General features: G+C 64.0%; 20 protein-coding genes. 15 read left to right on the top strand and 5 right to left on the bottom strand.

Features of this window, described 5'->3' with window-relative positions:
- The first annotated feature begins 45 nt into the window (after positions 1 to 45).
- From PQR27_RS13680 to iscX, 7 genes are all read left to right on the top strand, one after another.
- Positions 46 to 1,269 (top strand): IscS subfamily cysteine desulfurase, encoded by a 1,224-nt coding sequence (locus PQR27_RS13680; RefSeq protein ID WP_408524163.1) that lies wholly within the window; start codon positions 46 to 48, stop codon positions 1,267 to 1,269.
- Positions 1,270 to 1,331: 62 nt separating this feature from the next.
- A complete protein-coding gene (gene iscU, locus PQR27_RS13675; RefSeq protein WP_093633555.1) occupies positions 1,332 to 1,745 on the top strand; it encodes a Fe-S cluster assembly scaffold IscU in 414 nt (137 codons plus the stop codon).
- Positions 1,746 to 1,897: 152 nt separating this feature from the next.
- The gene (gene iscA, locus PQR27_RS13670) at positions 1,898 to 2,221 is read left to right on the top strand and encodes an iron-sulfur cluster assembly protein IscA (protein WP_323043884.1); all 324 of its coding nucleotides are present in this window, start codon (positions 1,898 to 1,900) and stop codon (positions 2,219 to 2,221) included.
- A 115-nt stretch (positions 2,222 to 2,336) separates the two neighbouring features.
- Positions 2,337 to 2,864, top strand: a complete 528-nt coding sequence (gene hscB, locus PQR27_RS13665; protein WP_408524162.1) for a Fe-S protein assembly co-chaperone HscB — start codon at positions 2,337 to 2,339, stop codon at positions 2,862 to 2,864.
- Positions 2,865 to 2,964: 100 nt separating this feature from the next.
- Positions 2,965 to 4,836 carry a Fe-S protein assembly chaperone HscA gene (gene hscA, locus PQR27_RS13660; RefSeq protein ID WP_408524161.1) on the top strand — a complete coding sequence of 624 codons (1,872 nt, stop codon included), beginning with the start codon at positions 2,965 to 2,967 and terminating at the stop codon, positions 4,834 to 4,836.
- Between the two features lie 135 nt (positions 4,837 to 4,971).
- Positions 4,972 to 5,313, top strand: coding sequence for an ISC system 2Fe-2S type ferredoxin (gene fdx, locus PQR27_RS13655; protein ID WP_408524160.1), 342 nt, complete (start codon positions 4,972 to 4,974; stop codon positions 5,311 to 5,313).
- A gap of 15 nt (positions 5,314 to 5,328) precedes the next feature.
- Positions 5,329 to 5,526, top strand: a complete 198-nt coding sequence (iscX, locus tag PQR27_RS13650; RefSeq protein ID WP_345810922.1) for a Fe-S cluster assembly protein IscX — start codon at positions 5,329 to 5,331, stop codon at positions 5,524 to 5,526.
- Between the two features lie 133 nt (positions 5,527 to 5,659).
- Here iscX and PQR27_RS13645 read toward each other — a convergent pair whose 3' ends face one another.
- The 5 genes from PQR27_RS13645 to PQR27_RS13625 all read right to left on the bottom strand — a co-directional run bounded on the left by PQR27_RS13645 (position 5,660) and on the right by PQR27_RS13625 (position 12,540).
- Positions 5,660 to 6,397: a glycine zipper 2TM domain-containing protein gene (locus PQR27_RS13645; RefSeq protein WP_408524159.1), complete on the bottom strand. Its 738-nt coding sequence runs from the start codon at positions 6,395 to 6,397 to the stop codon at positions 5,660 to 5,662.
- Positions 6,398 to 6,707: 310 nt separating this feature from the next.
- Entirely contained in the window at positions 6,708 to 8,264 is a 1,557-nt protein-coding gene (gene lysS / locus PQR27_RS13640; RefSeq protein WP_408525485.1) for a lysine--tRNA ligase, read from the bottom strand.
- A 132-nt stretch (positions 8,265 to 8,396) separates the two neighbouring features.
- Positions 8,397 to 9,501, bottom strand: a protein-coding gene (gene prfB / locus PQR27_RS13635) for a peptide chain release factor 2 (protein WP_408524158.1) whose coding sequence is annotated in 2 segments (ribosomal slippage) — positions 8,397 to 9,419 and positions 9,421 to 9,501 — 1,104 coding nt in all. Because the reading frame shifts where the segments join, the coding sequence is not laid out codon by codon here.
- Positions 9,502 to 9,698: 197 nt separating this feature from the next.
- A complete protein-coding gene (recJ, locus tag PQR27_RS13630) occupies positions 9,699 to 11,405 on the bottom strand; it encodes a single-stranded-DNA-specific exonuclease RecJ (RefSeq protein WP_408524157.1) in 1,707 nt (568 codons plus the stop codon).
- A gap of 28 nt (positions 11,406 to 11,433) precedes the next feature.
- Positions 11,434 to 12,540, bottom strand: coding sequence for a regulator (locus tag PQR27_RS13625; protein WP_408524156.1), 1,107 nt, complete (start codon positions 12,538 to 12,540; stop codon positions 11,434 to 11,436).
- Positions 12,541 to 12,659: 119 nt separating this feature from the next.
- On the opposite strand from PQR27_RS13625, the gene PQR27_RS13620 reads away from it, so the two are divergent.
- The 8 genes from PQR27_RS13620 (at position 12,660) to kdsA (ending at position 22,316) form a co-directional block, all read left to right on the top strand.
- Positions 12,660 to 12,905: a hypothetical protein gene (locus tag PQR27_RS13620; RefSeq protein WP_408524155.1), complete on the top strand. Its 246-nt coding sequence runs from the start codon at positions 12,660 to 12,662 to the stop codon at positions 12,903 to 12,905.
- Positions 12,906 to 13,184: 279 nt separating this feature from the next.
- Complete coding sequence (locus PQR27_RS13615; protein ID WP_408524154.1) at positions 13,185 to 14,438, top strand: lipoprotein-releasing ABC transporter permease subunit; 1,254 nt, start codon at positions 13,185 to 13,187, stop codon at positions 14,436 to 14,438.
- A complete protein-coding gene (gene lolD / locus PQR27_RS13610) occupies positions 14,431 to 15,174 on the top strand; it encodes a lipoprotein-releasing ABC transporter ATP-binding protein LolD (RefSeq protein WP_408524153.1) in 744 nt (247 codons plus the stop codon). Before PQR27_RS13615 ends, lolD begins: the two co-directional genes overlap by 8 nt.
- An 11-nt stretch (positions 15,175 to 15,185) precedes the next feature.
- A complete protein-coding gene (locus PQR27_RS13605) occupies positions 15,186 to 15,974 on the top strand; it encodes a TatD family hydrolase (protein WP_408524152.1) in 789 nt (262 codons plus the stop codon).
- Positions 15,975 to 16,076: 102 nt separating this feature from the next.
- Positions 16,077 to 18,707, top strand: coding sequence for a DNA internalization-related competence protein ComEC/Rec2 (locus PQR27_RS13600; RefSeq protein ID WP_408524151.1), 2,631 nt, complete (start codon positions 16,077 to 16,079; stop codon positions 18,705 to 18,707).
- Between the two features lie 116 nt (positions 18,708 to 18,823).
- Positions 18,824 to 19,627 carry an alpha/beta fold hydrolase gene (locus PQR27_RS13595; protein ID WP_408524150.1) on the top strand — a complete coding sequence of 268 codons (804 nt, stop codon included), beginning with the start codon at positions 18,824 to 18,826 and terminating at the stop codon, positions 19,625 to 19,627.
- 164 nt (positions 19,628 to 19,791) lie between these two features.
- Positions 19,792 to 21,465: a CTP synthase gene (pyrG, locus tag PQR27_RS13590; protein ID WP_408524149.1), complete on the top strand. Its 1,674-nt coding sequence runs from the start codon at positions 19,792 to 19,794 to the stop codon at positions 21,463 to 21,465.
- Positions 21,462 to 22,316: a 3-deoxy-8-phosphooctulonate synthase gene (gene kdsA / locus PQR27_RS13585; RefSeq protein ID WP_408524148.1), complete on the top strand. Its 855-nt coding sequence runs from the start codon at positions 21,462 to 21,464 to the stop codon at positions 22,314 to 22,316. The genes pyrG and kdsA overlap by 4 nt, the downstream gene beginning before the upstream one ends.
- Positions 22,317 to 22,417: the final 101 nt, after the last annotated feature.

Here is a 22,417-nt window from a genome sequence, read left to right as displayed (position 1 = left end):
ATCAGGAACCCAGAAGCCAGAGCAATGACGTCCCCGGAGCAATTGATGAACAACGACACTCTCCACCTGCCCATTTACATGGACTACAGCGCGACGACGCCGATCGATCCGCGCGTGGTGGACAAGATGATTCCGTACCTGCGCGAGCAGTTCGGCAACCCCGCATCGCGTAGCCATTCGTATGGGTGGGATGCGGAGCGTGCGGTCGAAGAAGCGCGCGAGAACGTTGCCGCGCTGGTGAACGCCGACCCGCGCGAAATCATCTGGACCTCGGGTGCAACCGAATCGGACAATCTCGCCCTCAAGGGTGCCGCGCACTTCTATAAGAGCAAGGGCAAGCACATCATCACGGTGAAGACCGAGCACAAGGCTGTGCTCGACACCTGCCGCGAACTCGAGCGCGAAGGCTTCGAAGTCACGTATCTGGATGTGAAGGACGACGGTCTGATCGACCTCGAGAAGTTCAAGGCCGCGCTGCGTCCGGATACGATTCTGGTCTCGGTCATGTCGGTGAACAACGAGATCGGCGTGATCCAGGACATCGAGGCGATCGGCGAAATCACCCGTGAAAAGGGCATCATTTTCCATGTCGACGCCGCGCAAGCCACCGGCAAGATCGCGATCGACCTGCAAAAGCTGAAGGTCGACCTGATGTCGTTCTCGGCGCACAAGACGTATGGTCCGAAGGGCATTGGCGCGCTGTACGTGCGTCGCAAGCCGCGTATCCGTATCGAAGCGCAGATGCACGGCGGCGGTCACGAGCGCGGCATGCGTTCGGGCACGCTGGCCACGCACCAGATCGTTGGCATGGGCGAAGCGTTCCGTATCGCACGTGAAGAAATGGCGACGGAAAACGAGCGCGTCCGCATGCTGCGCGACCGTCTGCTGCGCGGCCTGTCGGACATGGAAGAAACGTATGTGAACGGCGACATGGAAAAGCGTGTCCCGCACAACCTGAACATCAGCTTCAATTTCGTCGAAGGCGAGTCGCTGATCATGGCGGTGAAGGATGTGGCGGTGTCGTCGGGTTCGGCGTGCACGTCGGCTTCGCTGGAACCGTCGTACGTGTTGCGCGCACTGGGCCGGAACGACGAACTGGCGCATAGCTCGATCCGCTTCACCGTGGGCCGCTTCACGACCGAGCAGGATGTCGATTACGTGATCAACCTGCTGAAGACCAAGATTTCGAAGCTGCGCGATTTGTCGCCGCTGTGGGAAATGCACAAGGACGGGATCGATATTTCGACGATCCAGTGGGCAGCGCACTGACGCGCCAGGTTTGGTGTCGAATTCATCGAATTGCAGGTTGAAACGAATCAAGGAGTGTCATCATGGCTTATAGCGACAAGGTTCTGGACCACTACGAAAACCCGCGCAACGTCGGTTCTTTCGCGAAAGACGACGACGCAGTCGGCACCGGCATGGTCGGCGCACCGGCCTGCGGCGACGTGATGAAGCTGCAGATCCGCGTGGGCGCGGACGGCATCATCGAAGACGCGAAGTTCAAGACTTACGGCTGCGGTTCGGCCATTGCGTCGAGCTCGCTCGTCACCGAATGGGTGAAGGGCAAGACGCTCGATCAGGCCATGTCGATCAAGAACACGCAGATCGCCGAAGAACTGGCGCTGCCGCCGGTGAAGATCCACTGCTCGATCCTCGCGGAAGACGCGATCAAGGCAGCGGTCGCCGACTACAAGCAGCGTCACGGCGAAGCAGTGGTCGAAAGCGACAAGCAGCACGCGTAAGCGCGGCTGAGTGACGCAATTGAGTGAATCCGGTCGGACGGGTACGGCATGAAAGCGCACCGTCCGGCATGAGCGATATTTGATGCAGGCAGGGTCGCAGCGCGTCGGTAGGCACAGGAGTGACGAACACGCGCGGCGCAATGAGAAACGCTATGGCAATTACGTTGACCGAAAAGGCAGCACAGCACGTCCAGAAATATCTGACGCGTCGCGGCAAGGGTGTCGGACTGCGCGTGGGCGTGCGCACAACCGGTTGCTCGGGTTTGGCCTACAAACTCGAGTACGTGGATGAACTCGCGCCCGAAGACGAAGTGTTCGACTGCAACGGCGTGAAGATCATTGTCGACCCGAAGAGCCTCGCCTATATCGACGGCACCGAACTCGACTTCGCCCGCGAAGGGCTGAACGAAGGCTTCAGGTTCAACAACCCGAACGTGAAGGACGAGTGCGGTTGCGGCGAGTCGTTCCGCGTATAACGGGTTCACGCCGCGTGCAGCGGACAAAAGGCGGCGCGGGCCGCCTTTTTAATTTGATCCGCGCTTTATCTGACCCGCACTCCGGTGCGCATCCTGAACGGACTCCTTCTATCCGATGGCCTCGCTGAACGACAGCCACTTCGACCTGTTCGATCTGCCGGCGCAATTCGCGCTGGATGCAGCCGTGCTCGATCACGCTTACCGCACGGTGCAGGCGCAAGTGCATCCCGACCGCTTCGCGGCGGCCGGCGACGCGCAGAAGCGCATCGCCATGCAATGGGCGACCCGCACCAACGAGGCGTATCAGACGCTGCGCGATCCGTTAAAGCGCGCGACCTACCTGTTGCATCTGCGCGGCATCGACGTCGGCGCGCATGACAATACGGCGATGGAGCCGGCGTTTCTGATGCAGCAGATGGAGTGGCGCGAAGGCATTGAAGACGCGGCGGCGGCAAAGAATGTCGATGCGCTCGACGCCTTATTGACCGAGCTGCGCGACGAAGAGCGCATGCGTTTCGACAAGCTCGGCGCGCTGCTCGATAGCGGCGCGAACCAGCCGGCGGGAGAAGCGGTGCGGCAGTTGATGTTCATTGAACGGGTCGCGGCGGAAATCGACACCCAGATCGAGCGGCTCGAAAACTAACGCGGTGCGTAGTGTCATGAGCACGCGAAACGAGCCGTAGCATTACCATCCAGCAACGTGAAAATTCAGGACGGGGCCCAGCGGCCCCGAGAAGATCCAGATGGCTTTACTGCAAATCTCCGAACCCGGCATGGCGCCGGCGCCCCACCAGCGGCGTCTCGCGGTCGGTATCGATCTCGGCACCACCAATTCCCTCGTCGCCGCCGTGCGCAGCGGTGTGCCCGACGTGTTGCCCGACGAAGACGGCCATGCGCTGTTACCCTCGGTGGTGCGTTACCTGGCAAAGGGCGGCCGCCGGATTGGCCGCACAGCCAAGGCTGAAGCCGCCACCGATCCGCGTAACACGATCGTGTCGGTCAAGCGCTTCATGGGCCGCGGCAAGGCGGAAGTGGAAGGCGCCGAAAACGCGCCCTACGATTTCGTCGACGCGCCGGGCATGGTGCAGATCCGTACCATCGACGGCGTGAAGAGCCCGGTCGAGGTGTCGGCGGAAATTCTCGCCACCTTGCGTCAGCGCGCCGAAGACACGCTCGGCGACGAACTGGTCGGCGCGGTGATCACGGTGCCCGCGTACTTCGACGAAGCACAGCGCCAGGCAACCAAGGACGCGGCCCGCCTGGCCGGTCTGAACGTATTGCGCCTCCTGAACGAACCGACCGCGGCCGCGATCGCCTATGGCCTCGATAACGGCTCGGAAGGTCTCTACGCGGTCTATGACCTCGGCGGCGGCACCTTCGATCTGTCGATTCTCAAGCTCACCAAGGGTGTGTTCGAAGTGCTCGCGGCGGGCGGCGATTCCGCGCTCGGCGGCGACGATTTCGACCATGCGCTGTATCGTCACGTGCTCGAGCAGGCCGGGATCGCGCCGCAAACGCTCGCACCGGAAGATGTGCGTCTGTTGCTGGACAGCGTGCGCGTGACCAAGGAGGCGCTGACGGACGCGCCGAATGCGAAGGTGCAAGCCGCGCTCTCGAACGGCACCCAGATCGATCTGACGGTCGACGAGGCCACTTTCGAAGCCATCACTCAGGCGCTGGTGCAGCGTACGCTCGGGCCCACCAAAAAGGCACTGCGCGACGCCAAGGTCACCACCAAAGAAATCAAGGGCGTGGTGCTGGTCGGCGGCGCGACGCGCATGCCGGTGATCCGCCGGGCGGTCGAGTCGTTCTTCGGCCAGCCGCCGCTCATCAATCTCGATCCGGATCAGGTCGTGGCGCTCGGCGCGGCGATCCAGGCCGATCTGCTGGCCGGCAACCGCGGTGCGGACGGTGACGACTGGCTATTGCTCGACGTGATTCCTCTGTCGCTCGGCGTCGAAACGATGGGTGGGTTGACCGAAAAGATCATCCCGCGCAATTCGACGATTCCGGTTGCGCGCGCGCAGGATTTCACGACCTTCAAGGACGGCCAGACGGCCATGGCGATCCACGTCGTGCAAGGAGAGCGCGAGCTCGTCAGCGATTGCCGTTCGCTCGCGCGGTTCGAGCTGCGCGGCATTCCGCCGATGGCGGCCGGCGCCGCGCGCATTCGCGTCACGTATCAGGTGGATGCGGACGGGTTGCTGTCCGTGTTCGCGCGTGAACAGGGCTCGGGCGTGGAAGCATCGGTGGTGGTCAAGCCGTCCTACGGTCTGGCCGACGACGACATCGCGAAGATGCTCGAGGACAGTTTTTCGACCGCCGAGGTCGATATGCGCGCCCGTGCGTTGCGTGAAGCACAAGTCGAAGCGCGCCGCCTCGTCGAAGCCACCGATACCGCGCTTGCCGCCGACGCCGAACTGCTCGACGACAGCGAACGCGCCGAACTCGACGCGCTGCTCACCGCCTTGCGCAACGTCGCGCAAAGCGAGGACGCCGACACGATCGAAGCGGCCACCAAAACGCTCGCCGAAGGCACCGACGAATTCGCCGCCCGCCGCATGAACAAGGGCATTCGCCGCGCGCTGGCCGGCCGCAAGCTCGACGAGATCTGAGCGCTGCGGCGCTCCTTTGCGCCCACCTGCCGGCAATCAAACGCGCCGCGCGGACTTAAAAAGTGCGCGCGGCGCCAGTAAAATGGTACGGAGCCTGTTTGCGGCGGCCGTGCCCCAGACCCAAACGGAAAATGTATGCCTCAAATCGTTGTGCTGCCTCACGTCGAACTGTGCCCGGAAGGCGCGGTGATCGATGCCGTGCCCGGCAAGAGCATCTGCGACGTTCTGCTCGAGAACGGCATTGAAATCGAGCACGCCTGCGAGAAGTCCTGCGCGTGCACGACCTGCCACGTGATCGTGCGTGAGGGTTTCGCCGCCTTGACGCCGTCCGAGGAAGACGAGGACGATCTGCTTGACAAGGCGTGGGGGCTCGAACCGGCCTCGCGTCTGTCGTGCCAGGCGATGGTGCCGGCCGAGCAGGATCTGGTCGTCGAAATCCCGCGCTACTCGATCAATCACGCGAAGGAAAACCACTAACAGGAGGATGCAGCCATGAAGTGGACCGATACGCAAGACATCGCGATGGCCCTGACTGACAAGCACCAGGACGTCGATCCGCAGCAGGTGCGCTTCACTGATTTGCACCGCTGGGTGACCGAACTTGAAGGTTTTGACGACGATCCTGAGCGCTCGAACGAAAAGATCCTCGAGGCGATTCAGGCTGCATGGATCGAAGACGCGGATTACTGAGCTTCCCCGAATTTTGCATGCGCAGCGTGGGTTCATGCCCGCTGCGGCGACGGCAAAAAGAAAAAGGCGATTCCAGCGGAATCGCCTTTTTTTATGCCTGATGAATCTGCAGGCAGCCTTTATATTCTCTCGGTCAGCTTGCCACCAGCGAGCCGTTCTCGACGCGCACGCGCTGGCCTTGCTGGAACGGCGGCGCCTCGTGGTAGGTGAAGTAGCGCGTCTTGCCGCTTTCCATCCGCACGCGCACCGAATACGAAGTCGTGCTGCGAATATGCTTTTCAACCGAGTTACCGGCGAGGCCGCCGCCGAGCACGCCTAGCACCGTCATCGCGGTGCGGCCGTTGCCGCTGCCGAACTGATTGCCGACCACGCCACCGGCCACGGCGCCGCCGACCGCACCGATACCGGTGCCGTGACCTTCCTGACGCACCGCCGAAATGCCGACCACCGTCCCGCAACTCGAGCAGTAGGCCGGTTGTGACGGCTGCTGCTGCGCGTATTGGGGCGCCGGCTGTGCCTGTTGCTGCTGGGCGTACTGTTGTTGTTGCTGCGCTGGCGTCGGCGCAGGCTGCGGCGCACGCTGAGCCTGTTCCTGTTGAGCCTGCTGCTGCGCTTGTTGCGCTTGCTGTTGTGCCGCTGCCTGTTGCGCGGCGGCATTGGCGGGCGCGGCGGAATCGACCACGCCCGGCTGCGTCGCGACTTGAGCGGCCTGGGTTTGATCCGTCTGCGCGCCGCCACTCGACGCTTTCGGGAACAGGCCGGTGACGGCCGCCGTGGCGGCCAGGCTGGCGATGATAACGGCGCCCGCAGCCGTGGCTACGAGCGGGTGAATACGACGTTGTTGCGCGGGTTTGATCTCTGGATTGTCCATAATGGCCTCCGTCTTAAGCAGAGTCGACTGTTATTAAGACAGAGTGTCAGGTAAATCGATTCCCGGAGGGTTTCAATTTGTAACCATTTCCGGGCAATCATCTTTGCTCTGAAGCGTCGAAGCGCGTCCGGGGCGCCTTACTCCTTGAGCATCCGTAGCCGACGGAACTGGGGCGGCATGGCCGTGCGCGCGCAGCTTTTACCGATGGTTACAAACCGTCAGGTGAAAGACGAGCCGTTTCCTCGCGGCCGACAAAGAAAAAACGCCCGGCATCGAGCCGGGCGTTTTCCGTAAGCGCGGAGCGAGACGATCAGTCTTCGCGGCGCAGATGCGGGAACAGAATCACGTCGCGAATGCTCGGGCTGTCGGTGAGCATCATCACCAGACGGTCGATGCCGATACCGCAACCGCCCGCCGGCGGCATGCCGTATTCCAGCGCGCGAATGTAGTCGGCATCGTAAAACATGGCTTCTTCGTCGCCGGCGTCTTTCTGGTCGACCTGCTTCCTGAAGCGCGCGGCCTGGTCTTCCGGATCGTTCAACTCCGAAAAACCGTTGGCGATCTCGCGGCCCGTGATGAACAGCTCAAAGCGCTCGGTGATGCCGGCCACGTTGTCTGAGGCGCGCGCGAGCGGCGACACTTCAATCGGGTAGTCGATGATGTAGGTCGGTTCCCACAGTTGCGACTCCGCGGTTTCTTCGAACAGGGCCAGTTGCAGCGCGCCGACGCCGGCGTTCAGGAATTGCGGCTGCGATGCATCCACGCCGAACTTCTTCAATTCGGTACGCAGGAAGGCGTCATCACCCAGTTGTGCGTCCGTGTACCGCGGCGCGTACTTCTGGATCGCCTGGCTGATCGTCAAACGATGGAACGGCTTGGCCAGGTCCAGTTCGCGACCTTGGTAGCTGATTGTGGCGGTGCCGAGCGCGTCGATGGCCGCCTGGCGGATCAGCTGCTCGGTGAAGTCCATGATCCACTTGTAATCGGTGTACGCCGCGTAGAACTCGATCATCGTGAATTCCGGATTGTGGCGTACGGAGACGCCCTCATTGCGGAAATTCCGGTTGACCTCGAACACGCGCTCGAAGCCGCCGACCACGAGGCGCTTCAGATACAGCTCCGGCGCGATGCGCAGGTACATCTGCATGTCGAGCGCATTGTGGTGCGTGGTGAACGGCTTGGCCGCGGCGCCGCCCGGGATCGGGTGCAGCATCGGCGTTTCGACTTCCATGAAGTCGGCGTCGGCCATGAACCTGCGGATCGACGAGATCGCCTTGGTGCGCGCCATGAACGTCTTGCGTGTTTCCGGCGTGACGATCAGGTCGACGTAACGCTGGCGGTACTTCATTTCCTGATCGGCCAGACCGTGGAACTTGTCCGGCAGCGGACGCAGCGACTTCGACAGCAGACGCAGTTCGGTACAACGCACCGAAAGCTCGCCCTTGTTGGTACGGAACAGCACGCCGCGCGCCGCGACGATGTCGCCCATGTCCCACTTCTTGAAGGCGTCGTACGTTTCCTGGCCGACGTCGGCGGGCGTGATGAAGAACTGGATCTGACCCGAACCGTCGCGCACGGTGGCAAAGCTCGCCTTGCCCATCACGCGCTTGAGCATCATCCGGCCGGCGATCGCGACTTCGAGCGGATTGGCTTCGAGCGCTTCCTTGTCGGACTGCTCGTACTTCGACTGCAGATCCTCGGCGTGATGCGTGGGACGGAAATCGTTCGGATAGGCGACGCCTTGCTCACGCAGTTCGCGCAGCTTTTCGCGGCGCTCGGCCATGATCTTGTTGTCGTCTACCTCGGGCGCGACGTTCGGCTGGGCCGCATTCGGCTGGGCCGCATTAGGCTGGGTCGGTTCGGTCATGATGGTTTGGTATTCGGTGGCCCGCACCAGGATGGTCCGCATGCGGGTGGCCAGTCAGTAAAAACCTCAGGCGCTATGACAAAGATGCAAAGATACGGCGCGGCGATGCCATGCATGCCGCGCCGGTTGCGCTTAAACGCCCTGTTTCAGGCTCGCGCTGATGAACGGATCGAGGTCGCCGTCGAGCACGCTCTTGGTATTGCTGATTTCGACGTTGGTGCGCAGATCCTTGATGCGGCTGTTGTCCAGCACGTACGAGCGGATCTGATGACCCCAACCCACATCGGTCTTGCCGGCTTCGAGCTTGTCCTGCTCGGCCTGACGCTTGCGGATTTCCGCTTCGTACAGGCGCGATTTCAGCATGGCCATGGCTTCGGCACGGTTGCGGTGCTGCGAACGGTCGTTCTGGCACTGCACGACAATGCCCGACGGCATGTGCGTAATCCGCACGGCCGAATCGGTCTTGTTGATGTGCTGACCGCCCGCGCCGGACGCGCGGTAGGTGTCGACGCGCAGATCGGCCGGGTTGATGTCGACTTCGATCGAGTCGTCGATTTCCGGGTACACGAACACCGACGAGAACGACGTATGACGGCCGCCCGACGAATCGAACGGCGACTTGCGCACGAGGCGGTGCACGCCGGTTTCGGTGCGCAAAAAGCCGTACGCGTATTCGCCTTCGATCTTGATGGTGGCGTTCTTGATGCCGGCGACGTCGCCGTCGGTCTGCTCCAGTACTTCGGTCTTGAAGCCCTTGCGTTCGCAGTAGCGCAGGTACTGGCGCAGCAGCATCGAGGCCCAGTCGCACGCTTCGGTGCCGCCGGCGCCGGCCTGGATATCCAGGAACGCATTGTTCGGGTCGGCCGGGTTCGCGAACATCCGGCGGAATTCCATATCGGCGACGCGTTGTTCGATGCCTTGCGCGTCTGATTCGCAGGCGAGGAGGGTTTCCTCGTCGTCTTCTTCGCGGGCCATGTCGAACAGATCCTGCGCGTCGCGCAGGTCGTTATCGAGCGAGGTGAGCTTGCCGACGGTGTCGTCGAGCAGCTTCTTTTCCCGGCCGAGGGCCTGGGCATGCTTCGAGTCGTTCCAGACGTCCGGGTCTTCGAGTTCCCGGTTGACTTCGATTAGACGCAGTGCTTTGTCGTCGTAGTCAAAGATACCCCCGTAGCGCACCCGCGCGCGCGCGCAGGTCCGCCAGTGAGGCTTCGATCGCGTTGAGACGTTCCGCTTCCATGTCGATCTTTTATAGCTTCGTAAAAAGGGGAAATTATAGCCGATCGGCGCGCCGCGCCGATGGCTTGTCGGCGATCCGGCGCGCGTTTGGGGTTGATTTGGCGGGGATTTTTGGTGCTTCGCGTGCGAGGCGGGCAGAACGGTGGCTGCGCGTAAGCCGCACACGAGAGCCGCGCCCGCGGCAACCTTGCGGCCGCTTCAGCTCGCGGCGTGCTCGACGATCAACTGTACCCGCGACACGCCGTTCCAGGTGTCGCTGGCCAGTCTGTATGCAACCGTGGTGCGGGCAGGCAGCGTGTCGGTGTGGTTGAACCAGATCGCGTTGAAGCGCTGGCGGCCGCGCACGAGTTGCAGCTTCAGGTGTTTGTCTTTCACCAGCGCCTGCGAGGCGATGTCGAATTCGCCCGAAAACACCGGCGCCGGGAAGCCCTGACCCCAAACGGCAGCATCGAGCATCTCGACGAATTGCGGCGTGAAGTAGGCGTCTTCGAGTTCGCCGTCGGTTTCGACCGTGCGCGAGAGCGCTTCTTCGGAGAGCCATTCGCGGCCCACTGCCTCGAAGGCGGCGGTGAAGCGCGGCACGTCGGCGGCGGCGAGCGTCAGGCCCGCGGCCATCGCGTGGCCGCCGAATTTAACGATCAGGCCGGGCGCGCGCTTCGAGATCAGATCGAGCGCGTCGCGCAGATGGAAGCCCGCGATCGAGCGGCCCGACCCTTTGACGAGTGTGCCGCTGTCGTCGGCGAGCGCGAAGGTGAACGACGGCCGGTGAAATTTCTCCTTCAACCGTCCGGCGACAATGCCGATCACGCCCTGATGCCAGCTCGGGTTGAACAGCGTGATGGTGGTCGTGCCCTCTGGATTGATCGCCGAAAGATCGTCGAGCGCCTGTTGCTGCATGCCGGCTTCGATCTCGCGGCGTTCGCGGTTCATGGTGTCGAGTTGCTGCGCGAGGTCCCACGCGCGGCCGATGTCGTCGGTGGTCAGGCATTCGATACCGAGCGACATGTCCGAGAGCCGTCCCGCCGCATTCAGCCGCGGTCCGAGCGCGAAGCCGAGATCGAAGCCCGACGCGCTGCGGGCGTCGCGCGCGGCGGCGCGAAAGAGCGCGGCGATGCCGGGTTGCATCTTGCCCTTGCGAATCCGCTGCAGGCCTTGCGCGACCAGAACGCGGTTATTGCCGTCGAGCTTGACCACGTCGGCGACCGTGCCGAGCGCGACCAGATCGAGCAGGCCATCCAGACGCGGTTCGGGAAAGGCGTCGTTGAAGGCGCCGCGGCGGCGCAACTCCGCGCGCAGCGCCAGCAGCACATAGAACATCACGCCGACGCCCGCGATGCATTTGCTCGGGAACGTGCAGCCCGGCTGGTTCGGATTGACGATCGCGCGCGCGGCGGGCAGTTCGTCGCCGGGCAGGTGGTGATCGGTGACCAGCACGTCGATGCCGAGCGCATTGGCGGCTTCCACGCCGTCGACACTGGCAATGCCGTTATCCACTGTAATCAGCAATTCCGGCTGGCCCGATGGGCTGCGGGCGGCCAGCGCGACGATTTCGGGCGTCAGGCCATAGCCGTATTCGAAGCGGTTCGGCACCAGATACTCGATCTGGCCGCCGAACATGCGCAACCCGCGTACCGCGACTGCGCAGGCGGTGGCGCCGTCGCAGTCGTAGTCGGCGACCACCAGCATGCGGCGCTTGCCCTGAATCGCATCGGCGAGCAGCACGGCGGCGTCTTCGCAGCCCTTGAGCCCGGCTGGCGGCACGAGCCGTGCGAGACCGGTTTCGATTTCATCGGGCATGCACACGCCGCGTGCCGCATAGAGGCGCGCGAGGACCGGATGCAGGCCGTGGCGGGTGAGGATTTCGGCGTCGACTGGAGAGCCGGCGCGCGTCACGATTCGAGTCATACGGAAAGGCCGTGGATCATTCGATGAGTCATTCGATAAACAGCGAGGCGAGCACGCGCCGCCGCCAGAATTTGCGCAGATCGCCGCGGGTGACGCTCAGCGTCACCGAGCCGGTGTCGCCGCACAGCGTCAGGCCGAGTTCGCCGAGCTGGCCGGTTTGCAGCGCGTTCAGCGCCGGTTCGACCCAGTCGGTTTGCAACGCGGCGAAGGCATCGTTCCAGCGCGCCCAGTCCTGTTCGATATACGGCGCCGAGAACGGGTCGAGTTCGACCAGCGTCACGTTGTCACTGCCGTTCGACGCGCCGGAGCCGACGGGCAGGGCGCCGAACGAAGCCGGCGGTGCGGCGGTCTCGGCCCCGGCTGTCAGCGCGAGACCCCGGGTGGCCGCCGCGTCGGTGAAGACCCGCGCGAACGGGCTTTTCACCGGTTGCGCCGCACCCTGGGCATGAAACCAGATCGAGTTGACGGCCGGCAGCCCGCGCGCCTCGCGCGCCTCGTTGACCGGATGCTCGAACCATGCCATCTGCACTTCGTTCTGCAGCTTCATCCATGCGCGCGAGCGTTCGCCCGAGTGTGCCTCGTGCGGCAGCCAGATTTCGATGTTGCGGCCGCTCGCGCGCAGCGGCGACGCGCCCGCCAGTGTGCCGAAGCCGTCCCCCGACAGATACCAGCGCGCGGGCTTCGGCGCCTCGATGCGCACGCCGAGTTCCTCGATCAGCGGCCGGGCGACGGCCAGCAGCGCGGCGGCCTCGTCGTCGGAGAGTTCGAGCGAGGCGGGGTCGATCAGCACCAGATGGTCATGCGCGATGCGCACATGCACCGGCTGCACACAGGCCCACGTCGCGTTGCCGGGTTCGCCGCCGTCGGCGCGCAGCATGTAGGGCGCGAGCGGCGCTTCGTCGGCGGCAGCCGTGCCGCTGGGCAGCGCGCCGAACTGGCGGGCCACCCAGCGCTCGTGCGGCAGGGTGCGCTGAAAGTCCTCGCCGACGACCCGCTCGACCAGCGTCGCGCGGGCAATCAGCCGGTCGAGGGCCGGACTCTGGATATCGTGTAAGGCGGTGGAGGCGTCCGCTGCGGCGGGCAGCGCGAAGGGCAGGAGAAGATGAAGACGGTTGGCGTGCATGATGCTGCGCATTGTAGGGCAAAGAGTGCGAGTATTCCGACCATATCGGCGGATTCGGGTCGCGCACTTCAGTCCTGCCGATCGCAGCAGCCGCGCGCGGCGGCACCGCGCCCACGAGGTTGGAGACCGACATGTCGCGTGAACTCAAAACCGAGCAGGAATTGCTCGGGCTGGTCGTCAGGGCACTCAACGCCGACCCGGCCACGGCCGGCTGGATCCCGACCGGATTCCACGAAACCGTCGATGACGAAGAAGGCTGCAACTGGGATATCACCCACCTGCACCGCGACCGCAAGGATGCGGATGTGCGCGAAGTCGCCAGCAGCGCGGCGGCCCGCATCATCAATGAGCTGCGTGGCCGCTACAACCTTCGCTAACAGACGCTTGAACTCGGCTGCGAGCCGCCCGTGAACCCCGCACGGAAGGCGTTTGCGCGAGTGCGCGGCATTGTATGGCAAACTTCGCGCTTGATCGGCGGCCTGGCTGGCGCGGGGTTTGCTAATGGCACCGGATCGTCTTACCGGAACCATCCGCGTTGCGGCGACACCAATGATCACGACGCTCGGGGCGCATGACCGGCGCGCCAGGTGAAACTTGCCGCCGTCAGACGCGGCAGGACGCCCGGTAGGAGCCGAAGAACGCAGAAAAGGATTCGCTTGAAATTTCCCTACGAATGGCAGATTGGCTGGCGCTACACCCGCGCCGGCAAACGCACGACCGGCAACGGCTTCATTTCGTTCATCGCGCTGGTCTCGATGTCGGGCATCGCGCTCGGCGTCGCGGCGCTGATCGTCGTGTTGTCGGTGATGAACGGCTTCCAGAAGGAGGTGCGCGACCGCATGTTGTCGGTGCTCGCGCATGTCGAAATCTTTTCGCCGACCGGGTCGATGCCTAACTGGCAACTGACCGCGCAGGAAGCCCGCCAGAACAAGGAAGTGATCGGCGCGGCCCCGTACGTCGAAGCGCAGGCGCTGCTCACGCGTCAGGACGCCGTGAGCGGCGTGGCATTGCGCGGCGTCGATCCGACGCTCGAGCCGCAGGTGTCCGACATCGCGAAGGAAATGAAGGGCGGCAAGCTCGCCAATCTCGTGGCGGGCGACTTCGGCATTGTGCTGGGCGCGGATCTCGCCGCCAATCTCGGCGTGCAGGTGAACGACAAGATCACGCTGGTCGCGCCCGAAGGCACGATCACGCCGGCCGGCATGCTGCCGCGCTTGAAGCAGTTCACGGTGGTCGGGATCTTCGAGTCCGGGCACTACGAATACGACAGCACGCTTGCGCTGATCAACATCAAGGACGCGCAGGCATTGTTCCGGCTGCCCGCGCCAACCGGGGTGCGCTTGCGCCTGAAGGACATGCAGCGCGCGCCGGAAGTCGCTCACCAGCTGGCGCGAACCCTGTCCGGCGATCTGTATATCCGCGACTGGACCCAGCAGAACAAGACCTGGTTCTCGGCGGTGCAGATCGAAAAGCGCATGATGTTCATCATCCTCACGCTGATCATCGCGGTGGCGGCGTTCAACCTCGTGTCGTCGCTGGTAATGACGGTGACCAACAAGCAGGCTGACATCGCGATTCTGCGCACGCTCGGCGCGCAGCCCGGCTCGATCATGAAGATTTTCGTGGTGCAGGGCGTGACGATCGGCTTTATTGGCACGGCAACGGGCGTCGCGCTCGGCTGTCTGATCGCCTGGAGCATTCCGTGGCTCGTACCGATGATCGAGCATCTGCTCGGCGTGCAGTTCCTGCCGCCGTCGGTGTACTTCATCAGCGAGCTGCCGTCTGAACTGGTGCCCGGCGACGTCGCGCGGATCGGTGTGATTGCGTTCGCGATGTCGGCGCTGGCCACGTTGTACCCGAGCTGGCGTGGTGCGAAAGTCCGTCCCGCGGAGGCACTGCGCTATGAATGACCATTCCGCTACCCTCTCCATGCCTGCTGAAGAAACCACGCTGCATCCCTACGTGCTGGAAGCGACCGGCATCTCCAAGTCGTTCGTGCAGGGCGGTCTGAATGTGCAGGTGCTCAACAACGCGCAACTGAACGTGCGGCGCGGCGAAAAACTGGCGATCGTCGGCGCGTCGGGTTCGGGCAAGAGCACGCTGCTGCATGTGCTGGGCGGCCTCGACGATCCGAGCGCGGGACATGTCTCGGTGATGGGCAAGCCGTTCACGAAACTCTCCGAGCGCGAACGCAACGATCTGCGCAATCGCGCGCTTGGATTCGTGTACCAGTTTCACCATCTGCTGCCGGAGTTCACCGCGCTCGATAACGTTGCGATGCCGCTGCGGATTCGCCGCATGACGACCGAGGCTTCGCGGCACGAGGCGCTCGCGGTCCTTGAGCGGGTCGGCATGGGGCATCGGGCGAAACATCGTCCGGGCGAGTTGTCGGGCGGCGAGCGCCAGCGCGTGGCGATCGCCCGCGCACTGGTGACCAGGCCCGCCTGTGTGCTGGCCGACGAACCCACCGGCAATCTCGACGGCGGCACCGCCGACACCGTGTTCAATCTGATGCTCGAACTGTCGCAAACGCTCGACACCAGTTTCGTGATCGTCACGCACGATCCGGAACTGGCCGGCCGCTGCGACCGGATCATGCGGCTGCGCGACGGCGTGTTGCACGAAGAGCCGCCAGTGCCGGTATAAATCGCGCCGCCATGTGGATCGATACGCACTGCCATCTCGACGCTTCGGAATTCGACGTCGACCGTGACGCGGTCGCGGCGGCGGCGCGTCATGCGGGCGTGGGGCGTATCGTGATTCCCGCGGTCGGCCGGAAGAATTTCAACGCGGTGCGTGAACTGGCGCATCGCGTCGAGGGCGGCGCGTATGCACTTGGCATCCATCCGCTATTCACGCCGCAATCGCAGGAGAGTGATCTCGACCTGCTGCGCATGGAAATCGAAGCGAGTCTGGACGATCCGCGGTTTGTCGGAATCGGTGAGATCGGCCTCGACTATTTCGTTGACGGTCTCGACGACGCGCGCCAGCAGTTCTTCTACAACGGTCAACTCCAGCTCGCGCGCGAATTCGATCTGCCGGTGATCTGCCACGTGCGTAAATCGCAGGATCAGGTCATCAAAGGGCTGCGGCGGCACCAGATTCACCGCGGCATCGCGCATGCATTCAACGGCAGTTTTCAGCAGGCAGAGGCGTATATCGACCAGGGCATGCACCTCGGTTTCGGCGGCAATCTGACCTTCGAACGGGCGCGGCAGATCCGCCGGCTTGCCGGGCAATTGCCATTCGATGCGCTGGTGGTCGAAACCGACGCACCGGACATCGCGCCGTCCTGGCTGTACAAGCAGCGCAACTCCCCCGATCAGATTCCCGCCATCGGCGCGGGTCTCGCGCAACTGCGCGGCATGGCCGCCGACGAAGCCGCCCTAGGCACAACGGCTAACGCGCTCGCCGCGCTGCCGCGGCTCGCACTTTCCTCTGCATAATTGACCTCCATGGTTTGAGTGGTTCGCGCCGGGCGGAGCACGCGGCCGGCGGCTTCGCGCGCGCTGTGCATTGCGTTGTCCGGCGTAGTGAACGGAGGGCGAATGCGGGCGTGGTGGTGCGGATTTGCATTGGGTGTGATCGGCTTGCAGCAACAGGCGGCATTGCCGGATTGGCGTGGCTGGGGCGCGTTGATATTGCTGGGATGTGCCGCGCTCGGGGTGGCGGCCTGGGGCTTGCGCGGTATTGCGTCGGTCGCCGTGGATTTGCACGCGATGTCCGGTTCTCCGATTCGCCGCGTCTGGTTCAGCGCGCGCATGCGTTCATGCATCGGCTGGAGCGCGCTGTGGATCGCGGCCAGCTGCGCAGGCTTCGGCTATGCCGCCTCGCGCGCGGAAACGCGGCTTGCGGTGGCCTTGCCGAGCGCCTGGGAGGGGCGGGATATTGAAGTCGTCGGCAGCATCAAGGGCTTGCCCACGCGTGACGACAAGGGCGCGCGTTTTCTCTTCCAGATCGAATCGGCCCACGCGCCAATCGCCGCTTTCCCGCGCGTCATCCAATTGTCCTGGATTGCCGAAGACTCGCCGCCGCCAGCGCTCGAACCGGGCACGCGCTGGCAACTGACGGTCCGGCTCAAACGGCCGCATGGCAATGCGAATTTCGGCGTACGCGATGCCGAAGCGAACCTGCTCGCGCGCAATGTGCGCGCCACCGGCTACGTGAGCGCGCCCGCCACGGCAGTGCGGTTGCTGGGCCACGCGCGCGGCGTGAGCGTTACCGTCGACCGCTGGCGTGCGGCGCTGCGTGCGCGGATCGACGCGGTACTGGCCGACGCGCCGCATCGCGGCATCGTGGTGGCGTTGGCAATCGGCGCACAGGACGAAGTCAGCGCCGTCGACTGGCAACTGATGCGCGGCACCGGCACGAGTCATCTGGTGGCGATTTCGGGGCTGCATATCGGTTTCGTGGCGGGCCTGGCCGGTTGGCTCGCCGCTTCGGTATGGCGGCGCTCCGGGTTCATCGGTCGCAACTGGCCGCTGCGGCTGCCCGCGCCGATCGTCGCGGTGACCGCCGGCGCATTGTTCGCCGCGATGCATGCTGCGTTGGCCGGCTTCAACATACCCGCACAGCGCGCGCTGTGGATGGCGGGCGTGATTGCACTCGCGTTTATCAGCGGACGCAGCCTGGCGCGCTCAGCCGTGCTGGCGTGGGCATTGGGACTCGTGCTGCTGGTCGATCCCTGGGCGGTGGTGTCGGCCGGTTTCTGGCTGTCGTTCTGCGCGGTGGCGGCGATTCTGTTTGCGACTTCGGGACAGCCCCGTGTGCAGCAGCACGAACAGCATCGCGACGAGGAGGGCGGCGACGCCGCGGTGACCCGTTTCGCGCGCTGGCGGATCGCCTTGCGCCGTCGCGTTCGCGCGTTCGGCGTGCGGCTGCGCAGCGCTGCGCATGTGCAGTTCGCGGTGACGGTCGCGCTCGCGCCGCTCACCGTCTACTGGTTCGCGCAGATTCCGCTGATCGGCCCGCTCGCGAATGCCTTCGCGATTCCGTGGGTGAGTCTGCTGGTTACGCCGGCGGTGCTGGCCGGTGTCGCGTTGCCCGTCCCTTTCGATGCCTACGCGTTCCACGCCGCGCACGCCTTGCTCGAATATCTGGCGGCTGCTTTGCGGATGCTCTCGGGCCCTGCATGGACGCTCTGGCGCTTACCGCAACCGGACTCATGGGCGCTGGCTGCGGCGGCGGTCGGCGTGCTCTGGTGTCTCGCGCCGCGTGGCTGGCCACTGCGCTGGGCCGCGCCGCTGACGTGGCTGCCGCTCCTGATGCCGGCGCCCCCCGGGCCGCCGCCCGGCAGTGTTCGGCTGACGGCGCTGGACGTCGGTCAAGGCACCTCGGTGCTGGTCGAGACAGCGCATCATGCGTTGCTATTCGATACGGGACCGGGCCCGGAATCGACGCATGCGGGCGAGCGGGTGGTGGTGCCGTTTCTGCAGTCGCATGGTGTCACCGCGCTGGATACGCTGATTATCAGTCACGCCGATTCCGATCATTCCGGCGGCGCGCCGGCCGTACTGGACGCGATCGAGGTCCGTCAAATGGTGGCGGCACTCGCGCCGTCGCACGCATTGTGGGCAAGCGCGAGGCAACACGGTGCCGACACGCTGCCCTGCGCGGCCGGGCAGCGCTGGCAGTGGGACGGCGTCGAGTTCGCCATGCTCTGGCCGGATGCCGGCCCGCTGCAAGGCAAACCGAATGCGCATTGCTGTGTGCTGCGGGTGAGCGCCGCGCCTGCTGCGGCGCGCGGTTCGGCTGGGGCTTTTCAAACAGAGCTGCCCCGTACGGCCGCCTTACTGGCGGCGGACATCGAGGCGCCAGTCGAACGCGTTCTGCTCGCGCGCGATCGCGACGCGCTGCGCGCGCAGGTGCTGGTCGTGCCGCATCACGGCAGCAAGACCTCGTCGACCGAGCCGTTCCTCGACTCTATCGAGCCGCTGATTGCGCTATTTCAGGTAGGCTATCGCAACCGGTTTCATCATCCGAATGCGGGGGTGTTCGAACGCTACAAGGCGCGGCAGATCGAGCTTGCGCGCAGCGATACCGACGGCGCGGTGCGGGTCGACCTCGACCCTGGCATCAACCCCGGCATCAGTCCGCAAGCCGGTCCGGACATGAAGGGCGCCACGCTCACGCTCGAGCGCTATCGCGACACGCGCCGGCGCTACTGGATGGATCGCTGACGGACTGCTCAAAGACGGCCCATCTACCAGTCGCAGGCAGGTCTGGGCGAACAACGAAACGAAACGCACCGCGAGGCCGGCGGCTCGCGCGCATATTAGAACGGAGACAGCCGCAGTTGAAAAACATCATCCACTTCTCGCACGCGAACGGGTTTCCCGCGTCCACGTACCGGACCATCTTCGCCGAACTGTCCGACGACTACGAATTGCGGTCGATCGAGCGCATCGGTCACGACGCGCGGTTTCCGGTGACGCAGGACTGGCCGCATCTGGTCGAACAGTTGCTCGACGACGTCGCCCGGTCATATGAGCAACCGGTATGGCTGGTGGGGCATTCGCTGGGTGGCTATCTGTCGCTGATGGCGGCGCTGAAAAAGCCGCAGTGGGTGAGGGGCGTGGTGATGCTCGATTCGCCGGTGATCGCCGGCTGGCGCAGCAGCATGTTGCGCGTATCTCAATGGACCGGTCTCGACGAGAGGCTCTCGCCCGCGGCCGCCACCCGCACGCGACGCACCCGATGGGCGAGCCGCGACGAGGCATGGCGGCACTTCCATTCGAAGCCGGCGTTCGCGCGCTGGGACGAGCGCATGCTGTCCGACTACATCGACTTCGGCATTCCGCAGAGCTCACCCGACGGCGCCCGGTCGCTCAGCTTCGACCGCCGCACCGAGTATCAGATATATCGGACCTTGCCGCATACCCTCGGCTCGCGTCTTGCGCGCGGCGCGCCGGTGCCAGTGGGTTTCATCGCCGGAACGCGGTCGAAGGAAATCCGCCAGGCGGGGCTCGACGCGACCCGCCGCGCGACCGGCGGTCATGTGGAATGGATCGAGGGCAGCCATCTCTATCCAATGGAAAAGCCAATCGAAACCGCGCGCGCGGTGCAGCGGATGTTGCGCGAACTGGAGCGGCGCCCTTGACGCATTGACGCGAAGCGGGAGCCGGGCACCGCGAAAAACGGTGCATGATCGGCGGGCGGCGATTGCCGCCGCGGCGGCACAAGCACGTGCAGATGTCGCTCGGATTTTGCTGGGTTGAGACCCTGCTTTACGGTATAATCCGTTTTTCCCGCGAGCATCCAGCGATGACCAAATATGTTTTCGTCACCGGCGGCGTAGTATCTTCCCTCGGCAAGGGTATTGCCGCCGCTTCCCTCGCCGCGATCCTCGAATCGCGCGGTCTTAAAGTCACCCTCCTCAAGCTCGATCCCTACATCAACGTCGACCCCGGCACGATGAGCCCGTTTCAACACGGCGAAGTGTTCGTAACGGAAGACGGAGCGGAGACTGACCTCGACCTCGGCCACTATGAGCGCTTCATCAGTACGAAGATGCGCAAGGCCAATAACTTCACCACAGGCCAGATTTACGAATCGGTGATCCGCAAGGAACGCCGCGGCGATTATCTCGGCAAGACGGTGCAGGTCATCCCGCACATCACGAATGAAATCCAGGCGTTCATCGAACGCGGCGCGGCTTCCGCAACGTGCGGCGAGCCTGATGTCGCGATCGTCGAAGTGGGCGGCACGGTGGGCGATATCGAATCGCTGCCGTTCCTCGAAGCCGCTCGGCAGATGAGCCTGCGCATGGGTCGCAACAGCGCGTGCTTCGTGCACCTCACGCTGGTGCCCTGGGTCGCCACCGCTGGCGAACTGAAAACCAAGCCTACGCAACACAGCGTGCAGAAGCTGCGTGAAATTGGCATTTCGCCGCACGTGCTGCTGTGCCGTGCTGACCGCCGCATTCCGGACGACGAACGCGCGAAGATTTCGATGTTCTCGAACGTGCCGGAAGACGCGGTGATTTCCGTGTGGGACGCGGACAGCATCTACAAGATTCCGCAGATGCTGCACGACCAGGGGCTCGACGCGATCATCTGCGAAGAACTCAAGCTCACGCCGAAGCCGGCCGATCTGTCGATGTGGTCGAACCTCGTCGAAAAGCTCGAACACCCGAAGCACGAAGTCACGATCGGCATGGTCGGCAAGTATGTCGATCTGACCGAGTCGTACAAGTCGCTGATCGAAGCGCTGCGCCATGCGTCGATGCATACGTCGACCAAGGTCAACATCGAGTACATCGACTCGGAAGAGGTCGAGACGCAAGGCGTCGAAAGCTTCAAGCATCTGGACGCCGTGCTCGTGCCGGGTGGCTTCGGCCGCCGCGGCACCGAAGGCAAGATCGCCGCGATCCGCTACGCACGCGAAGCGAAGGTGCCGTATCTCGGCATCTGTCTCGGCATGCAACTCGCCGTGATCGAATTCGCCCGCGACGTGGTGGGGCTGAAGGACGCCAATAGCACTGAGTTCGACCAGGACACCGAAAACCGCGTAGTCGCGCTGATCACCGAGTGGTACGACCGTGAAGGCCGTGTCGAGAAGCGTACTGAAGAATCCGATCTGGGCGGCACGATGCGCCTCGGTTCGCAGCGTTGCCCGATCAAGCCCGGCACGATGGCCGAAGAGATCTATGGCAAGGATGTGAACGAACGCCATCGCCACCGTTATGAAGTCAATAACCGCTTCGTGCCCCTGCTCGAAGCCGGCGGCCTTATCATCAGCGCCCGTACCCCGAGTGAAGATCTGCCGGAAATGATGGAATTGCCGCGCAGCATGCACCCGTGGTTCGTCGGCGTGCAGTTCCACCCGGAGTTCACGTCCACGCCGCGCGACGGGCATCCGCTGTTCAAGTCGTTCGTCGAAGCGGCGCTCGCGCGTCAGCAGTCGCGCGTGGTCAATGAGGTCGGGGAGAAAGCATGAAACTGGGCGATTTCGAAATCGGGCTCGACAAGCCGTTTTTCCTGATCGCGGGCACCTGCGTCGTCGAATCCGAACAGATGACGATCGACGTGGCGGGCCGCCTGAAGGAAATCTGCGCGAAGCTGAACATTCCGTTCATCTACAAATCGTCGTACGACAAAGCCAATCGCAGTAGCGGCAAGTCGTTCCGCGGTCTGGGTATGGACGAAGGTTTGCGCATTCTGTCGGAAGTGAAGCGCCAGCTCGGTCTGCCAGTGCTGACCGACGTGCACGCCGAGCACGAAATCGAGCAGGTCGCCTCCGTGGTCGACGTCCTGCAAACGCCTGCGTTCCTGTGCCGTCAAACTGATTTCATTCATGCTTGCGCGCGTTCGGGCAAACCGGTCAACATCAAGAAAGGCCAGTTTCTCGCACCGCACGACATGAAGAACGTGATCGACAAGGCGCGTGATGCAGCGCGTGAAGCCGGTCTCTCGGAAGACCGCTTCATGGCGTGTGAGCGCGGCGTGTCGTTTGGGTATAACAATCTGGTGTCGGACATGCGCTCGCTCGCGATCATGCGCGAAACCAACGCGCCGGTCGTGTTCGACGCTACTCACTCGGTGCAGTTGCCGGGCGGGCAGGGCACGAGCTCGGGCGGTCAGCGCGAATTCGTGCCGGTGCTGGCGCGGGCCGCGGTGGCGGTCGGGGTTTCGGGTCTGTTCATGGAAACCCATCCGAATCCCGCGGAAGCCAGGTCGGACGGTCCGAACGCAGTGCCGCTGCATCGCATGGCCGATCTGCTCGAAACGCTTGTTACGCTCGACCAGGCCGTCAAACGCGCGCCGTTCCTCGAAAGCGATTTCAACTGATTCAGGTGTTCGCGGCGTGTCATGATCGGCACGTGGCGAATGCACGCAATGGTCGTCGAAAGCGTTGGGGCGCAATTAGTGTGCTGGGGAGACCGGCATGA

The sequence above is a fragment of the Paraburkholderia fungorum genome (assembly GCF_046027215.1).
Classification (GTDB): Bacteria; Pseudomonadota; Gammaproteobacteria; order Burkholderiales; family Burkholderiaceae; genus Paraburkholderia; species Paraburkholderia fungorum_D.
This window is presented reverse-complemented; position numbering and strand designations above follow the sequence as displayed.